The organism is Geodermatophilus sp. SYSU D00525 (genome assembly GCF_054050475.1).
The window spans coordinates 55,263-70,937 of the sequence record NZ_JBJGZK010000018.1 but is presented as its reverse complement, the minus strand read 5'-3'; the positions used below and the strand labels follow the sequence as shown (position 1 = coordinate 70,937).

Here is a 15,675-nt window from a genome sequence, read left to right as displayed (position 1 = left end):
CGCTACGAAGGACCTCCCGTGACGGTGCACTTCATCGGGGCCGGGCCCGGGGCCGCGGACCTCGTCACCCTCCGGGCGGCGCGGATCATCGCCAGCGCCCCGGTCTGCCTGTACGCCGGCGCGCTGGTGCCCCGCGAGCTGCTCGACACCGCCCCGCCCGGCGCCCGGCTGGTCGACACCGCCGACCTCGACCTCGACCGGATCACCGCCGAGCTGGTCGCCGCCCACGAGGCCGGCCACGACGTCGCCCGGCTGCACTCCGGTGACCCGTCGGTCTACAGCGCCGTGGCCGAGCAGATGCGCCGGCTCGACGCCGCGGGGGTGCCCTACGACGTCGTCCCGGGGGTGCCCGCCTTCGCCGCCGCGGCGGCCGCGCTCAAGCGGGAGCTGACCGTGCCCGGCGTCGGGCAGACCGTCGTGCTGACCCGCACCAGCGCCCGGTCCACGCCGATGCCGCCGGGGGAGGAGCTCGCCGCCTACGCCGCCACCGGCGCCACGCTCGTGCTGCACCTGGCCGTGCAGCGGATGGCCGAGCTCGCGCCGCAGCTGGCCGAGCACTACGGCCCCGACGGCCCGGTCGCCGTCGTCGCCCGGGCCAGCCGCGACGACGAGCTGGTGCTGCGCGGCACGCTCGCCGACATCGCCGGGCAGGTCGAGGCCGCGGGCGTGAAGCGGACGGCGGTCGTCGTCGTGGGCCCGGTGCTCACCGCGGAGCAGTTCCCCGACAGCCACCTCTACTCGACGACGAGATGTCGCTCCTAGGTGCGCCCGACGATCGCCCCCGCCCGGTCGATCACCACGACGTCGACCTCCACCGGGGCTCCCCGCAGCACGCCGAGCGCGGTCTCCCGGGCGCCGGCGGCCACCAGGTCGCCCAGCGGGAGCCCGGCCGCCTGGCACTGCCGCAGCGCGTCGAGCGCGGTGTTGGCGCCGCGCACGCCCTCGACGAGCGCCGGGGAGCCCCCCGCGGACGCCACCCGGGCGGCGAGGGAGTCGAAGGACACCTGGGAGCGGCCCGAGTGCAGGTCGAGGTGACCGTCGGCGAGCTTGGCCAGCTTGCCGATGCCGCCGGCCACGGTCAGCCGCGGCACCGGGTGGCGGCGCAGGTACTTGAGCACCGCGCCGGCGAAGTCGCCCATGTCGAGCAGGGCGTCCTCGGGCAGGCCGTGGAGCTCCTGGACCGTCTTCTCGCTGGTCGACCCGGTGCACCCGGCCACGTGGGTGTGCCCGGCCGCGCGGGCGACGTCGATGCCGCGGCGGATCGAGTCGATCCACGACGAGCACGAGTACGGGACGACGACGCCGGTCGTGCCGAGCACCGACAGCCCGCCGAGGATGCCCAACCGCGGGTTCCACGTCCTCCGCGCGAGCTCCGCGCCGTTCTCGATGGACACCTCGACGACGACGTCGCCGCTGCCGCCGTGCCGTGCCGCCACCGCCGCGACGTGCTCGCGGATGAACTGCCGCGGCATCGGGTTGATCGCCGGCTCGCCGACCGCCAGCGGCAAGCCCGGCTTGGTCACGGTGCCCACGCCCTCGCCGGCGCGGAAGACGACGCCGCTGCCCGGCTCGCCGTGCGTCACCCGCACGCCGACCAGCGCGCCGTGGGTGACGTCGGGGTCGTCGCCGGCGTCCTTCACGATCGCGGCGCTGGCCGCCTCGGGCTCCAGCGACTCGCGGGCCAGCGCGAACGACGGGTGCCGGTCGTTGGGCAGGTCGATGGTCACCGGGTCGGGGAACTCGCCGGTGAGCAGCGCCGTGTAGGCCGCGGTGGTGGCCGCCGTCGCGCACGCGCCGGTGGTCCAGCCGTGCCGCAGCCCGGAGGCGCCGTCCCTGCTCACCGGCCCATGATCCCCGGGCGGGCACCGTGAGCGGGCAGGTGCTGGTCCTCGGCGGCACCGGGGAGGCGCGGCGGCTGGCCGCGGCGCTGGTCGCCCGCGGGGTGGACGTGCTCTCCAGCCTCGCCGGGCGGGTGACCGACCCGGTGCTGCCCGAGGGCGGCGTGCGGGTCGGCGGGTTCGGCGGCGCCGACGGGCTGGCCGGCTGGCTGGCCACCCACCGGCCGCGGGCCGTCGTCGACGCGACCCACCCGTTCGCCGCCCGGATCACCGCGAACGCGGCGGCCGCGGCGCGGCGGCAGGGCGTGCCGCTGCTGCGGCTGCAGCGGCCGGGCTGGACGCCGGGGCCGGGGGACCGGTGGACGTACGTGGACTCGCTGGCCGAGGCGGCCGCGGCGGTCCGGGACGCCGGCACGGTCTTCCTCACCACCGGCCGGCAGGGCGTCGGCGCGTTCGCGGCGCTGCCCGGGCGGGTGCTGGTGCGCTCGGTCGACCCGCCGGACGAGCCGCTGCCCGCGGGCGCGGTGCTGCTGCTCGCGCGGGGACCGTTCACGGTCGAGGAGGAGGTCGCGCTGCTGCGGGAGCACGGCGTCGACGTCGTCGTGACCAAGGACTCCGGCGGGCACATGACCGAGGCCAAGCTGGTCGCCGCCCGGCAGCTCCGGCTGCCCGTGGTGCTGGTCCGCAGGCCGCCGCTGCCGGCGGGCGTCGACGTGGTGCGCACGGTGGACGAGGCGGTGGCCTGGATAACCCGTTGAGACGCGACGGTGCCGGAACGCAGGATGGCCCCTCGTGGAACCGATGACCGAGCAGCAGGTGCGGCGCTCCTTCGTCAACTGCTCGAAGGGCGAGGCGAACTCCGCCACGCTGCCGCGCGACCTCGCCGACCTGCCGTGGGACGAGCTCGAGGTGCTCGGCTGGCGCGACCCGAAGGCGCCGCTGCGCGGCTACCTCGTCGTCCAGCGGGAGGGGGAGCCGGTCGGGATCGCGCTGCGGGCGGCCGACACCCGGATGTCGGTGCGCCGCACCGTCATGTGCCTGCTGTGCCGGTCGACGCACTCCGGCGACGCCGTCTCGCTGTTCACCGCGCGCCGCGCCGGGGAGGCCGGCCGCAACGGCAACACGGTCGGCACCTACGTCTGCGCCGACCTCGGCTGCGCCGCCCGCGCGCGCGCCGAGATCCCGCCGTGGCTGCGCGACCGCGACCCGGTGGAGGTGGGCGAGGAGCGGGCCGCCGAGCTGCGGGAGCGCGTGGAGGAGTTCCTCGACGCCGTGCTGCGGTGACCCCGCCGGTCCCGGCAGCGGGAGGACACTGCCTGCCCTGACCGCTCGTGAGGGGAGGACGCCGCCCCGTGCCGCCCGGACGCCCTCCCCGCGTCGTGGCGCTCGCCGTCGCCGCCCTCCTGAGCGGAACGGCCTGCGACGGGTCGCCGCCGGACGGCGCGGCGGCCGGGACGGTGACGATCTCGATCGGTGAGCCGGTCGCCCCGTTGGTGCCCGGGGCGACCACCGAGGAGTCCGGCGGGCAGGTCCTCGAGTCGCTGTGGACGGGGCTGGTCGAGTACGGCCCGGACGGCGGGATCCGGTGGACCGGCGTCGCCGAGTCGGTCGAGTCCGCGGACGACACCACCTGGACGATCCGGCTGCACGACGGCTGGACCTTCCACGACGGCTCGCCGGTCACCGCGTCGTCGTTCGTCGACGCCTGGAACGCCACCGCCTGGGCGCCGAACGCGATGGGCGGGTCCTACGCCCTGGCCGACGTCGTCGGCTACACGGACCTGCAGGGCACCGACGGCGGGGAACCGGCCGCGCGGGAGATGAGCGGGCTGCGCGTCGTCGACGACCGGACGTTCACCGTGACGCTGACCGCGCCCTTCGCCTCCTTCCCCGTCACCCTCGGGCAGCGGGTGCTGTTCCCGCTCCCGGAGGCCTGGTTCGAGGACCCGGCCGGCTTCGGCCGCCGGCCGGTCGGCAACGGGCCGTTCCGGGCGGAGGGGGAGTTCGTCCCCGGCCGGGGCATCACGCTGCGGCGGTACGAGGACTACGCGGGCCCGCGCCCGGCCGCGGCCGAGGCGGTCGAGTACCGGGTCCACGTCGGCGAGGACACCGGGTACACCGAGCTGCTGGCGGGGGACCTCGACGTCCTGCCGGGCGCCTCGCCCGACGTGGCCGCCCGGGTGCGGAGCGACGACGGCGTCCGCGTCGTCGGCACCCCGACCGCGGGCCTCACCCACCTGGCGCTGCCGCTGTACGACGAGCGCTGGGCCGACCCCCGGGTCCGCCGGGCGCTGTCGCTGGCGATCGACCGCGCGGCCATCGCCGAGGCGCTGTTCGCGGGCACCCGGCGCCCGGCGGACGCGCTGGTCGCACCGGGGGTGCCCGGGCACCGGGACGGCGCCTGCGGGTACTGCGTCCTGGACGTCGACCGCGCGAACGCGCTGCTGGACGAGGCGGGCTTCGACCGCGGGCGGCCGGTGGAGCTGTGGTTCAACGCGGGCGCGGGCAACGACGCCTGGATCGAGGCCGTGGGCAACCAGCTGCGCAGCCACCTCGGGGTCGAGTTCCTCCTGCACGGGACGCTCGCCCCCGCGGAGTACCTCGGTCTGGTCGCCGAGCGGGGGATGACCGGCCCCTTCCGCCACGGCTGGGCCGCGGACTACCCGAGCCCGCGGAGCTTCCTCGAGCCGCTGTTCGCGTCCCGGGCGCACCCGCCGGCCGGGGCGAACCTGGCGTTCTACGCCGACCCGGCCTTCGACGCGCTGCTCGCCGAGGCCAACGCCGCCCCCACCGAGGAGGAGGCGCTCGCCGCCTACGACCGGGCGGAGGACGTCGTGCTGGAGGCCATGCCGGTCGTCCCGCTGTTCGTCGACGTGACGCAGACGCTGTACTCCGAGGACGTCGAGGACGTCGTGGTGGAGCCGTTCGGAGGGGTGGACACCAGCGCGATCAGACTGGCGCGGTGACCCCGCTCGTCCTGTTCGACCTCGACGGCACGCTGGTCGACTCGACGCCGGGCATCGCCGCCTCGGTGCGGGTCGCCGCGGCCGAGCTCGGCCTGCCCGAGCCGACGCCCGCGCAGCTGCGCGACATGGTCGGCCCGCCGCTGCAGGACGGCTTCGCCACGGTGCTCGGGGTCCCGCCGGCCGACGTCGGCCGGGCGGTGGCCGCCTACCGGGCGCACTACGCGGCCGGCGCGCTGCTCGACGTCGCCGTGTACGAGGGCATCCCCGGGCTGCTGGCCACCCTCCGCGACGGCGGGACGACGCTGGCCGTGGCGACCAGCAAGCCCGAGGTGTTCGCCGTCCGGGTGCTCGAGGCCACCGGCCTGCGGGCCGCGTTCAGCAGCGTGCACGGCGCCACCCTCGACGGCGCGGTGCGGCACAAGGACCAGGTCGTGGCCGCCGCGCTCGCCGCGCACCCCGCCCACCGGCCGGCCGCGCTCGTCGGCGACCGCGCGCAGGACGTGCTCGGCGCGGCGGCGCACGGGCTGGCGTGCGTGGGCGCGGGCTGGGGACCGGGCGGCCCGGGCGAGCTGGAGGGGGCCGGCGCGGCGGTCGTCGTCGCGACGCCGGGGGAGGTGCCGGCCGCGCTCGCGGCGCTCGACGGGTAGCGGACCGCCGTCCTGGCTAGTTACCCCATGTGACCGGGCCCGTTCCGCTGACCGATGCGCTGCAGGAGCTGCGCGACGCCGTCGCCGCGGCGCCGCTCGGCCTGGCCACCCCCGCGCGGGACGCGACCGCGCGGACCGCCCGGGCGGTGGTCGACCAGGTCGACGACTACCTGCTGCCCCGCCTGCGCGACCTCGACGCCCCGCTGCTCGCCGTCGTCGGCGGCTCGACCGGCGCGGGCAAGTCCACGCTGGTCAACAGCGTGCTGAGGGCGCGGGTGACCACGCCCGGGGTGCTCCGGCCGACCACCCGCGCCCCCGTGCTCGTCTGCTCGCCGGCCGACCTGCCGGCGTTCTCCGGCGACCGCGTGCTGCCCGGGCTGCCGCGCACGACCGGCGAGGGCGACGTCACCGGCGGCCTGCGGCTGGTGCCCAGCGGGGCGCTGCCGGCCGGGCTCGCGCTCGTCGACGCCCCCGACGTCGACTCGGTGGTCGAGGCCAACCGCGACCTCGCCGGACAGCTGCTGTCGGCGGCGGACCTGTGGGTCTTCGTGACGACGGCGGCCCGCTACGCCGACGCCGTCCCGTGGGACCTGCTGCGCACGGCGCAGGAGCGGGGCACCGCGCTGGCCGTCGTGCTGGACCGGGTGCCGCCCGAGGCGGTGACCGAGGTGGCCGCCGACCTCGCCGGGATGCTGCAGCGCGGCGGGCTGGCGTCGGCGCGGCTGTTCGTGGTCGAGGAGCGGCCGCTGCGCGACGGCTTCCTGCCCGAGGAGCAGGTGGCGCCGCTGCGCGACTGGCTGCGCGGGCTGGCCGCCGACCAGGAGCAGCGCGCCGCCGTCGTCCGGCAGACGCTGGCCGGGGCGCTGGAGAGCCTGGACGGGCGGGTGGCCGCGGTCGCGGACGGGGTGGACGAGCAGGCCGCGGCGGCGACCGCCCTCGGGAACGCCGCCGACGCCGCCTACGACGCGGCGCGGGACGCGGTCGGCGAGGGCGTGGGCAACGGCAGCCTGCTGCGCGGCGAGGTGCTGGCCCGCTGGCAGGACTTCGTGGGCACCGGCGAGTGGATGCGCTCGCTGCAGAACCGGGTGGGCCGGCTGCGCGACCGGCTGGGCGCCGCGCTCACCGGCCGCCCGACGTCGGCGGACTCGCTGCACGGCGCGCTGGAGTCGGGGGTGGAGACGCTGCTGCACGCCGAGGCCGGCCGCGCCGCCGACCGCACGGTGACGGCGTGGCGCGCCCTGCCCGGCGGTCCGGCTCTGGTCGCCGGGCGCGAGGAGGACCTCGGGTCGGTGTCGCCGGACTTCGCGCCCGCGGCCGCCGACGAGGTGCGCGACTGGCAGGGCCACGTGCTCGACCTGGTGCGCGAGGAGGGCGCGGGCAAGCGCTCGCAGGCGCGACTGCTGTCGTGGGGCGTCAACGGGGCCGGCGCGGTGGTGATGGTGGCCGTCTTCGCGTCCACCGCGGGCCTGTCGGGTGCCGAGCTCGCCGTCGCCGGCGGGACGACGGCGCTCGGGCAGCGGGTGCTCGAGGCGGTGTTCGGTGACGCCGCGGTGCGCTCGCTGGCCGCCCGGGCCCGCGCCGACCTCGACGCCCGCGCCGACCGGCTGCTGGCCGCCGAGCAGGACCGCTTCGACGAGCTGCTCGCCGTCGCCGCGGACGCCCCCGCCGCGGCGGAGGGGCTGCGCTCCGCCGTCGCCACGCTGGCGGCGGCCCGGGGGGCCGCCGCGTGAGGGGCCGCGGGCTGTCGCTGGCCGACCGGCTGGCCGCGCTGCGCGAGGCGGTCGAGGTCGCCGACGGGCGGCTGGAGGTGCCCGAGGTGGGCACCGCGCGGTCGCTGCTGGCCAAGGCCGGGGCCCGGGAGGCGCTGGGCGACGCGACCGTCGTCGCGCTGGCGGGGGCCACCGGCAGCGGCAAGTCCACGCTGTTCAACGCGCTGTCGGGGGCGGAGGTGAGCACGCCCGGCGTGCGGCGGCCGACCACCGGTGTCGCGCACGCGAGCGTGTGGGGCGACCCCTCCGCCGGAGCGCACGGCGCCGACCGGCTGCTCGACTGGCTGGAGGTGCCGCGGCGGCACCGGGTCGCCGACCCCGACCCCGCGCTCGACGGCCTGGTGCTGCTGGACCTGCCCGACCACGACAGCGTGCGGCTGGAGAACCGGCTGGAGGTCGACCGGCTGGTGCAGCTGGTCGACGTCCTGGTCTGGGTGCTGGACCCGCAGAAGTACGCCGACGACGCCGTCCACTCCCGCTACCTCGCGCCGCTGGCCGGGCACTCGGGCGTGCTGCTGGTGGTGCTCAACCAGGTCGACCGGCTCGACGAGGCGGCGGTCGCCGCGTGCCTGGCCGACCTGCGCCGGCTGCTCGACGAGGAGGGCCTGTCCGGGGTGCCGGTGCTGCCGACCGCGGCGTCCAGCGGCCTGGGCCTGCCGCAGCTGCGCGCCGAGCTGGGCCGCCGGGTGGGCGCGCGGAAGGCCGCCACCGACCGGCTGACCGCGGACGCCCGGGGCGCCGCCGCGGCCCTGGCCGCCCACTGCGCTCCCGACGCCGGCCGCGACCGCGGGCCGGACCGGGCGGCGCGGGAGGAGCTCGCCGGGGCGCTCGCCGACGCCGCGGGGGTGCCGGCCGTGGTCGGCGCGGTCGAGCGCTCGGCGGTCCGCAGCGGCGTGGCGCACACCGGCTGGCCGGTGCTGCGGTGGACGTCGAAGCTGCGGGCCGACCCGCTGGGCCGGCTCAACCTGGGCGACGAGCGCTCCCGGACCTCGCTGCCGCCGGCCGGGGCGGTGCAGCGGGCCGGGATGGATGCCGCGCTGCGCCGGGCCCGCGACGACGCCGGCCGCGGGCTGCCGCCGGCCTGGCGCGACGAGCTGCGCCGCACGTCGGAGGACACCGAGGATCGGCTGCCCGACCGGCTCGACCGCGCCGTCGCCGGCACCGACCTCGGCCGCGACCGGACGCCGCTGTGGCAGCGCGCGGTCGGGGGCCTGCAGTGGCTCCTGGCGCTGACCGCGCTGGTCGGCGCGCTCTGGCTGCTCGCGCTGGCCGGGCTCGGGCTGCTGCAGCTCGACGACGTCCTCCCGCTGCCGCGGGTCCAGGGCATCCCGCTGCCCACGCTGCTGCTGGCCGGCGGCCTGCTCGCCGGGCTGCTGCTGGCGCTGCTGTGCCGGCCGCTGGTGGCCGCGGGCGCCCGGCGCAAGGCGCGGACGGCGCGGCGCCGGCTCACCGCCCGGGTGGCGGAGGTGGCCGACGAGGAGGTGCTGGCGCCGCTGTCGGAGGCGCGCGCCGACCACGACCGCTTCTGCGCCGCGGTCGGTCGCGCACGATCCTGACGCCCCTCGGACCGCGACGGTGTGCGCCGACGCGGGGTTCCCACGCCGGGAACCCCGCGTGAGCGCACCCCGTCGCCCGGCGGCCGGACCTCAGGCGGCCAGCGGCTCCGACGGCTCGTCGGCGGGCACGGTGGCGGGAGCGCTCCGGTGCGACAGCCGCAGGCCCGCCGCCGCGCCCAACGCGAGCAGGATCACCACGGCGCCGTAGACCTCCGCGGTCAGCCGCAGCCCGACCGCGCCCGAGGCGATGCCCGCGGCGATCGCCGGGATGCTGAAGGCCAGGTAGCCGACGACGAAGACGCTCGACAGCAGGCCCGCGCGGTGGCCGGGCGCGACGCCCGCCGTCACCGTGGCCACCGTGCCGAGGAAGGCGGCCCCGAAGCCCAGGCCGGCCAGCCCGGAGGTCGCGAAGAACAGCCACAGCGTCCCGGTGGCCAGCGCGACCAGCAGGCCCGCGACGGCGACCGCGAAGACGACGCAGCCCCCGCCCATCGCCCGGCGGGGCGGCAGGTCACGGGCCAGCAGGCCGCCGAGGGCGGCCGCGCCCTGCATGCAGAGGATGAGCAGGCTGCCGACGAGGTGGTCCTGCACGCCGAAGACGCCGGCGGTCAGCGACGGCCCCAGGGACAGCACCAGCCCGCCCATCGCCCAGAGTGCGACCAGACACGGGACCCCGACGGCGAAGGCGCGCCGCTGCGGCCGCGGCACCTCGACCCGTGGGCGCAGCGAGGCCAGCGCCCCGGGCACCCGCGGGGAGGTCTCCGGCAGCAGCAGCGCCAGTCCGGCGCCCAGAACGAAGGCCACGGTCAGCACCCCGAACACCCACGGCGTGGGCTCCGCGACGCCCTCGATCGCCAGGCCCGCGCCCACCGCGCCCAGGGAGAGCCCCAGGCCCGGCGACACGCTGTTGAGCAGCGCGCCCAGCGGGCGCGCCGAGGGGCGCTGCAGGTCGAGCAGCGCCGCGCCGAGCGACCCGGTCAGCGCGCCGGTCGACAGCCCCTGCAGCGTGCGCGCGGCCAGCAGCCAGCCCACGCCGTCGGCGGCGAGGAAGACCGCCATCGCGACCGCCTGCAGCAGCAGCCCGGCGGCGAGCACCGGCCGCCGGCCGACGTGGTCGGACAGGCTGCCGACCACCAGCAGCGCGGCGAGCAGCGCGAAGGCGTAGATGCCGAACACCAGCGTCAGGACGCCGGCGCCGAAGCCGAACTGCTCCTGGTAGACGCGGTACAGCGGGGACGGGACGCCGGAGGCGGCCAGCACCAGCACGAGGAGTCCGGCCACCGACCAGAACGCGACCGGGCGGGGGAGGCGGGGCACGACAGTTGCCAAGGCCACCGACCCGGCCGGCATTCCCGTCAGGACGGGTAGCGGCGCGGCGTGTAGACCTGCCCGGCCGGCGTCACCCGCGTCTGCGAGGACCCGACCAGCAGCAGGCAGCGCATGTCGACCGTCTCCGGGTCGAGGTCGCGCAGCGTCGTCACCCGGACCTCCTCCTCCGGCCCGCCGACGTCCCGGCCGACGACGACCACCGTCTCCGGCTCGCGCACCTCACGCAGGGCGTCGAGCGCCTTGGCCAGCTGGTGCGGGCGCGCCCGCGACCGCGGGTTGTACAGCGCGAGCACCAGGTCGGCGGCTGCCGCGGAGCGCAACCGGTCCAGGACGACGTCGAGCGGCTTGAGCACGTCGGAGAGGCTGATGACGGCGAAGTCGTGGCCGAGCGGTGCGCCGACCCGCGACGCCACCGCCTGCGCGGCGGTCAGCCCGGGCAGCACCCGCACGCGGACGCCGGCGTGCTCCGGCTGTGCGGCCACCTCGAGCACCGCCGCGGCCATGGCGAACACGCCCGGGTCGCCGCTGGAGACCACCGCGACCCGCCGTCCGGACCGGGCCAGCTCCAGCGCGTGCGCGGCCCGCTCGGCCTCCACCCGGTTGTCGCTGGGGTGGCGGGTCTGCCGCGGGTTGGCCGGCACCCGGTCCAGGTAGGGGCCGTAGCCGACCAGGTCGTCCGCGGCGGCGAGCGCGTCGGCGACCTCGGGGGTGGTCCAGCCGCGGGCGCCGGGGCCGAGGCCGACGACGACGACCTCGCCGGTGCGCGGCGCGTCGTCCGGACGCTCCGACGCGTTCCCCGGCCCGGTGAGCGGCGAGGGCAGCAGCGCCAGGGAGAAGTAGGGGACGGTCGCGGGGTCGACGTCGGCCAGCGGCAGCGTGCGCTGGCGGTCGGTGGTGGCCCGCTCGACGTAGAGCGCGCGGTCGAGCACGCCGGCGGCCTCGAACGCCTCGCGGACCTGCGGGAACGTGCGGCCGAGCTTCACCACCGCGGCCGAGTCGGTGGTGGCCAGCCACTCGGCGAGCTCGTCGGCGGGCAGCGTGCCGGGCAGCACGGTGAGCACCTCGTCCCGCTCCACCAGCGGCCGCCCGACGACCGCCGCGGCGCCGCTGACGCTGGTCACGCCGGGCACCACCTCGGTCGGGTACCGGTGCGCGAGCCGCTTGTGCATGTGCATGTAGGACCCGTAGAAGAACGGGTCCCCCTCGGCGAGCACGACGACGTCGCGGCCGGCGTCCAGGTGCGCGGCCAGCCGGGCGGCGGCGGCCTCGTAGAACTCGTCGATCGCGCCCTGGTAGCCGCCGGGGTGGTCGGTGCCCTCGGTGGTGACCGGGTAGACCAGCAGCTCCTCGACCTGCCCCTCGCGCAGGTAGGGCGCGGCCAGCGCGCGGGCGACCGAGCGGCCGTGCCGCGCGGCGTGGAAGGCGACGACGTCGGCGGCGGCGATCAGCCGGGCGGCCTTGACGGTGACCAGCTCGGGGTCGCCGGGCCCCAGCCCGACGCCGTACAGGCGCCCGGTCACCCGGCGCTCCCGGCGGCAGGAACGGCCGTCTCCGACATCCCGGCGCTCACTCGACGTCGCTCGCGATCGCGTTCACCGCGGCCGCGGTCATGGCGCTGCCGCCCCGCCGGCCGCGGACCACGAGGAACGGCAGGTCGGAGGCGGCCAGGGCCTCCTTGGACTCGGCCGCGCCGATGAAGCCGACCGGGATGCCGACGACGGCGGCCGGGCGCGGCGCGCCCGCGGCGACCATCTCCAGCAGGTGGAACAGCGCGGTGGGCGCGTTGCCCACGGCGACGACCGCGCCGTCGAGCCGGTCGCCCCACAGCTCCAGCGCGGCGGCGGTGCGGGTGGTGCCGAGCGCGGCGGCCAGCGCCGGCACGCGCGGGTCGCCCAGGGCGCAGACGACGTCGTTGTCCTTCGGCAGCCGCCGGCGGGTGACGCCGGAGGCGACCATCTGCGCGTCGCACAGGACGGGCGCGCCGGCGTCGAGGGCCTCGCGGGCGAGCCGGACGACGTCGGGGCTCGCGGCGACGTCGCCGACCAGGTCGACCTGGCCGCAGGCGTGGATCATCCGGACGACGACCCGCGCGAGGTCCTCGGGCAGCCCGGCCAGGTCCGCCTCGGCGCGGATGGTCGCGAACGACTGCCGGTAGATCTCGGCGCCGTCCTTCTCGTACTCGTACATCGCCGAGGAGGCTACGGGGCCGGTCCGCGGGGGTAGCGCGGGCGCATCGGCGGGTAGCCGGACGGCATGGCCCTTCCCCGCCTGCTCGTCCTCGTCCTCGCCGGTGGTGCCGGTGGGCGCCTGCAGCTGCTCACCGAGCACCGCGCCAAGCCCGCCGTGCCGTTCGCCGGGGTCTACCGGTTGATCGACTTCCCGCTGAGCAACTGCCAGCACTCGGGGATCCCCGACGTGTGGGTGTCGATCCAGCAGCACCCGGCGTCGCTGGCCGACCACCTGGCCAACGGCCGGCCCTGGGACCTCGACCGCACCACCGGCGGGCTGATGACCCTCCCGCCGTTCCAGGGCACCGAGCGCGGCGGGTGGAACACCGGGACGGCCAACTCGCTGTGGCGGCAGGCCGAGCTCATCCGCCAGTTCGGACCGGAGGCGCTGGTCGTGGTCAGCGCGGACGCCGTCTACGAGCTCGACTACCGCGAGGTCGCCGAGGCGCACCTGCAGGCGGGCGCGGAGGTGACGATGGTGACCACCGAGGTCGCCGCCGACGACGCCTCGCGCTACGGCATCGTCGAGGTCGACGGCGACCGGGTGACCGGCTACGCCTACAAGCCCGACGAGCCGGCCACGACCACCGCCACCAACGAGGTGTTCGTCTTCGACCCGGGGCCGACGCTGGACCGGCTGGAGCAGCTGCGGTCGGAGGTGGGCGAGGAGGGGCTGGAGGACCTGGGCACCCACCTGCTCCCGGCGCAGACCCGCGACGGCGGCGCGCGGGCGTACCCGCTCAAGGGCTACTGGCGGGACGTCGGCACGGTCCCGGCGTACTGGGAGGCGCACCAGGAGTTCCTGTCGGAGGAGCCGCCGATCGACCTCGACGCCCCCGGCTGGCCGATCCACACCCGCGGCGGCCGGCACAGCGCGGCGCGGGTGCTCGACGACGGCCAGATCGAGAACAGCCTGCTGTCCGGCGGCACCCGGGTCTCCGGGAACGTCCGCGGCTCGGTGCTGTCCCCGGGCGTGGTGGTGGAGGCCGGTGCGACCGTCGTCGACTCGGTGCTGCTGCCCGGCGTGCGGGTGCGCTCCGGTGCGACGGTGACCCGCGCGGTGGTCGACGACGGGGTGGACGTCGGCCGCGGCGCCACGATCGGCGGCGACGGCGACGTCACGCTGGTCGGCCGTGCGGTGTCCGTCCCCGAGGGCACGGAGGTCGCCGCCGGCGCCCGCTACCCGGACCCCGACGAGAGCCGTTAGCGCTACGAAGGCGCGGACTCAGCCGACCCGGTACCCCGCGGGCGTCGCGACGACGTCGAGGACCTCGCCGCGGGGGCGGCCGCAGCGGCGCTCGCAGCCGGCCCAGTGCACGCGGACGCCATCCGGCACGGTCCCGGAGGCGACGGCCGCGGCGGCGTCGGCCCGGACGTCGGCCAGCGACCTCGCGCACCCCGGCCGGCCGGCGCACGCGGTGACCCGCGCCCACGGGCTCTCGGCGTCGAACACCACGCCGGTCCGGTACAGGTCGACGGCGGCGTCGTCCACGCGGTCCTCGGCCAGGTCGGGCACCACGACGCTGCGCCACGGGGTCAGCTGCACCTCGCCGGCCAGGGAGGCCAGCAGGTCGGCCTGGTCGGCGGAGAGCCGGCCCAGGGGGACGACGCCGATCAGTGCCGTGCGCCCGTCGGCCTGGGTCTCCGCGCCCACGGGGCCGGTCTCCGGTGCGGCGGGGACGGCGACCGGCGCGACCGGGGTGCCGCCCAGCCGCGCCGCCACCCGGGCCGGCCCGTCGTCGAGCTCGATCAGCCGCCAGGCGGTGCCGCCCTGGGCGGCGCGCTCGGTGAGGAAGGCGCGGGTGGCGGTGAGCAGCAGGCCGACGGCGTCCTCCGGTGCGGCGCGCAGCCCGCTGTCCGCCCCGCCCAGCAGCAGCGCCACCGAGGACGACGACAGCGCGAGCAGGCCGACGTCGCCGCCGAGCCCGGACACGTCCCCGCGGCCGTCGTCCAGCGTGGCCAGGTAGCGGCCCGGCAGCACGGCGAGGGCGGGGTCGGCGCACAGGCCGGCGTCGAGCGCGGCCACCCACGGCCGGGCGTCGAGCAGCCCGCCGGCGCGGCCGGTCAGCGCGCTGGCCAGCACGTTGCGCACCCGCTCGTGCGTCTCGCTGGGCAGCAGGCCGGCGCCGGCGAGCCGGTCGCCGAGCTCCCGGGCGGCGCCGGCGGCCAGCCCGCGCAGCTGCAGGTTGCCCCGGCTGGTCATCTCGAGGACGCCGTCGCCGAGGTCGCGCGCGGCGGCGGCGAGCACCCGCAGCTGGGCGGCGGTGAGCAGGCCGCCGGGCACCCGCACGCGGGCGAGCTCGCCGTCGGCGGCAGGGTGCGTCTGCAGCGCGCCGGGGCAGGCGTCGGCGCGGGGTCGGGGCGTCGTCATCGCGCCCGCGAGGCTACGTCGCTCCCGGGTCAGGACACCCCGAGCACCTCACCGGCCAGCTCGGCGGCCACCGGGTGCCCGAACAGCCCCGGCAGCCCGCCGGTGTGCACGAACACGGTCCGCTCGCCGGGCCGGACCGAGCCGTCGGCCACCGCGGCGGCCGGCCCGGCCAGCGCCTTGGCCGTGTAGACGCGGTCGAGCAGCAGCCCCTCCGTGCGGGCCGCCGTCCGCAGCGCGGTGACCGCCGCGTCGGTGCGGGCGCCGTAGCCGTCGCCCACCTGGTCGCGGCGCAGCCGCAGCCCCGCGGCCGCGCCGCCGAGCGCCGTCACCAGGGCCGCCACCCGCTCCGCCGGGTCGGGCACCGCCCCGGTGTCGACGCCGAGCACCCGCTCGGCGCCGAGCCCGGCCACCAGGCCGGCCATCGTGCCGCCCGCGACGACGACGTGCCGGGCGTCGGGCGCCTGCTCCCGCAGCTCGTCCGCGCAGGCCAGGTAGCCCCGCGCGCCGGTGGGCGAGGAGCCGCCCAGCGGCAGCACCGCCGGCACCTCGCCGGCGTCCCGCAGCTCCGCGGCCACCTCCGCCACCCGGGCGTCGACGTCGTCCGGGTCGCCGACCACCACGACCCGGGCGCCGAGCGCGCCCTCCAGCGCCAGGTTCCCGGGACAGGCAGCCGACGGCGTCCCGTGCAGCACCAGCACGGCGCGCAGCCCCAGCCGCGCGGTGGCCGCGGCGGTCGTCCGCGCGTGGTTGCTCTGCACGCCGCCGCTGGTGACCAGGACGGTCGCGCCGTCCCCGGCCGCCTCGGCGACGAGGTGCTCGAGCTTGCGCACCTCGTTGCCGCCACCGAGGTCGGTCAGGTCGTCCCGCTTCACCGCCAGGTCCCCCGGCCCCAGGCCGAGGGCGGCGGCGAGCCGCGGTGCCGGGTCGAGCGGGGTGGGCCAGTGCGCCAGGCGGACGGTCACCCCGCATCG

At 78.0% G+C, this 15,675-nt stretch carries 14 protein-coding genes; 8 read left to right on the top strand and 6 right to left on the bottom strand.

What is annotated here, in order from left to right:
• Nucleotides 1–18: 18 nt before the first annotated feature.
• The gene (gene cobM / locus ACI796_RS15610) at nt 19–762 is read left to right on the top strand and encodes a precorrin-4 C(11)-methyltransferase (protein ID WP_456942142.1); all 744 of its coding nucleotides are present in this window, start codon (nt 19–21) and stop codon (nt 760–762) included.
• Here the strand turns inward: cobM and ACI796_RS15605 are convergent.
• The gene (locus ACI796_RS15605; RefSeq protein WP_456942141.1) at nt 759–1,841 is read right to left on the bottom strand and encodes a cobalt-precorrin-5B (C(1))-methyltransferase; all 1,083 of its coding nucleotides are present in this window, start codon (nt 1,839–1,841) and stop codon (nt 759–761) included. The genes cobM and ACI796_RS15605 overlap by 4 nt on opposite strands.
• Before the next feature lie 26 nt (nt 1,842–1,867).
• Between ACI796_RS15605 and ACI796_RS15600 the strand changes: the two genes are divergently transcribed.
• The 6 genes from ACI796_RS15600 (at nt 1,868) to ACI796_RS15575 (ending at nt 8,776) form a co-directional block, all read left to right on the top strand.
• The gene (locus tag ACI796_RS15600) at nt 1,868–2,596 is read left to right on the top strand and encodes a cobalt-precorrin-6A reductase (protein WP_456942140.1); all 729 of its coding nucleotides are present in this window, start codon (nt 1,868–1,870) and stop codon (nt 2,594–2,596) included.
• Between the two features lie 43 nt (nt 2,597–2,639).
• Nucleotides 2,640–3,122: an FBP domain-containing protein gene (locus ACI796_RS15595; RefSeq protein WP_456942161.1), complete on the top strand. Its 483-nt coding sequence runs from the start codon at nt 2,640–2,642 to the stop codon at nt 3,120–3,122.
• A gap of 68 nt (nt 3,123–3,190) precedes the next feature.
• Nucleotides 3,191–4,804 (top strand): peptide ABC transporter substrate-binding protein, encoded by a 1,614-nt coding sequence (locus tag ACI796_RS15590; RefSeq protein ID WP_456942139.1) that lies wholly within the window; start codon nt 3,191–3,193, stop codon nt 4,802–4,804.
• Entirely contained in the window at nt 4,801–5,451 is a 651-nt protein-coding gene (locus ACI796_RS15585) for an HAD hydrolase-like protein (protein ID WP_456942138.1), read from the top strand. The genes ACI796_RS15590 and ACI796_RS15585 overlap by 4 nt, the downstream gene beginning before the upstream one ends.
• Before the next feature lie 29 nt (nt 5,452–5,480).
• The gene (locus ACI796_RS15580; protein WP_456942137.1) at nt 5,481–7,181 is read left to right on the top strand and encodes an ABC transporter; all 1,701 of its coding nucleotides are present in this window, start codon (nt 5,481–5,483) and stop codon (nt 7,179–7,181) included.
• Nucleotides 7,178–8,776 (top strand): GTPase, encoded by a 1,599-nt coding sequence (locus ACI796_RS15575; protein WP_456942136.1) that lies wholly within the window; start codon nt 7,178–7,180, stop codon nt 8,774–8,776. Before ACI796_RS15580 ends, ACI796_RS15575 begins: the two co-directional genes overlap by 4 nt.
• A gap of 90 nt (nt 8,777–8,866) precedes the next feature.
• Here ACI796_RS15575 and ACI796_RS15570 read toward each other — a convergent pair whose 3' ends face one another.
• Genes ACI796_RS15570 through ACI796_RS15560 form a run of 3 tightly spaced genes read right to left on the bottom strand, consistent with a single transcriptional unit; the run spans nt 8,867 to nt 12,292 of the window.
• Entirely contained in the window at nt 8,867–10,093 is a 1,227-nt protein-coding gene (locus tag ACI796_RS15570) for an MFS transporter (protein ID WP_456942135.1), read from the bottom strand.
• A gap of 38 nt (nt 10,094–10,131) precedes the next feature.
• Nucleotides 10,132–11,625, bottom strand: a complete 1,494-nt coding sequence (locus ACI796_RS15565; RefSeq protein ID WP_456942134.1) for a precorrin-2 C(20)-methyltransferase — start codon at nt 11,623–11,625, stop codon at nt 10,132–10,134.
• Between the two features lie 46 nt (nt 11,626–11,671).
• Nucleotides 11,672–12,292 (bottom strand): precorrin-8X methylmutase, encoded by a 621-nt coding sequence (locus ACI796_RS15560; protein ID WP_456942133.1) that lies wholly within the window; start codon nt 12,290–12,292, stop codon nt 11,672–11,674.
• Nucleotides 12,293–12,358: 66 nt separating this feature from the next.
• Between ACI796_RS15560 and ACI796_RS15555 the strand changes: the two genes are divergently transcribed.
• The gene (locus ACI796_RS15555) at nt 12,359–13,540 is read left to right on the top strand and encodes a glucose-1-phosphate adenylyltransferase family protein (protein WP_456942132.1); all 1,182 of its coding nucleotides are present in this window, start codon (nt 12,359–12,361) and stop codon (nt 13,538–13,540) included.
• An 18-nt stretch (nt 13,541–13,558) separates the two neighbouring features.
• Here the strand turns inward: ACI796_RS15555 and cobG are convergent, their stop codons facing one another.
• Entirely contained in the window at nt 13,559–14,704 is a 1,146-nt protein-coding gene (cobG, locus tag ACI796_RS15550; RefSeq protein ID WP_456942131.1) for a precorrin-3B synthase, read from the bottom strand.
• Nucleotides 14,705–14,733: 29 nt separating this feature from the next.
• The gene (locus tag ACI796_RS15545) at nt 14,734–15,666 is read right to left on the bottom strand and encodes a pyridoxal-phosphate dependent enzyme (protein ID WP_456942130.1); all 933 of its coding nucleotides are present in this window, start codon (nt 15,664–15,666) and stop codon (nt 14,734–14,736) included.
• Nucleotides 15,667–15,675: the final 9 nt, after the last annotated feature.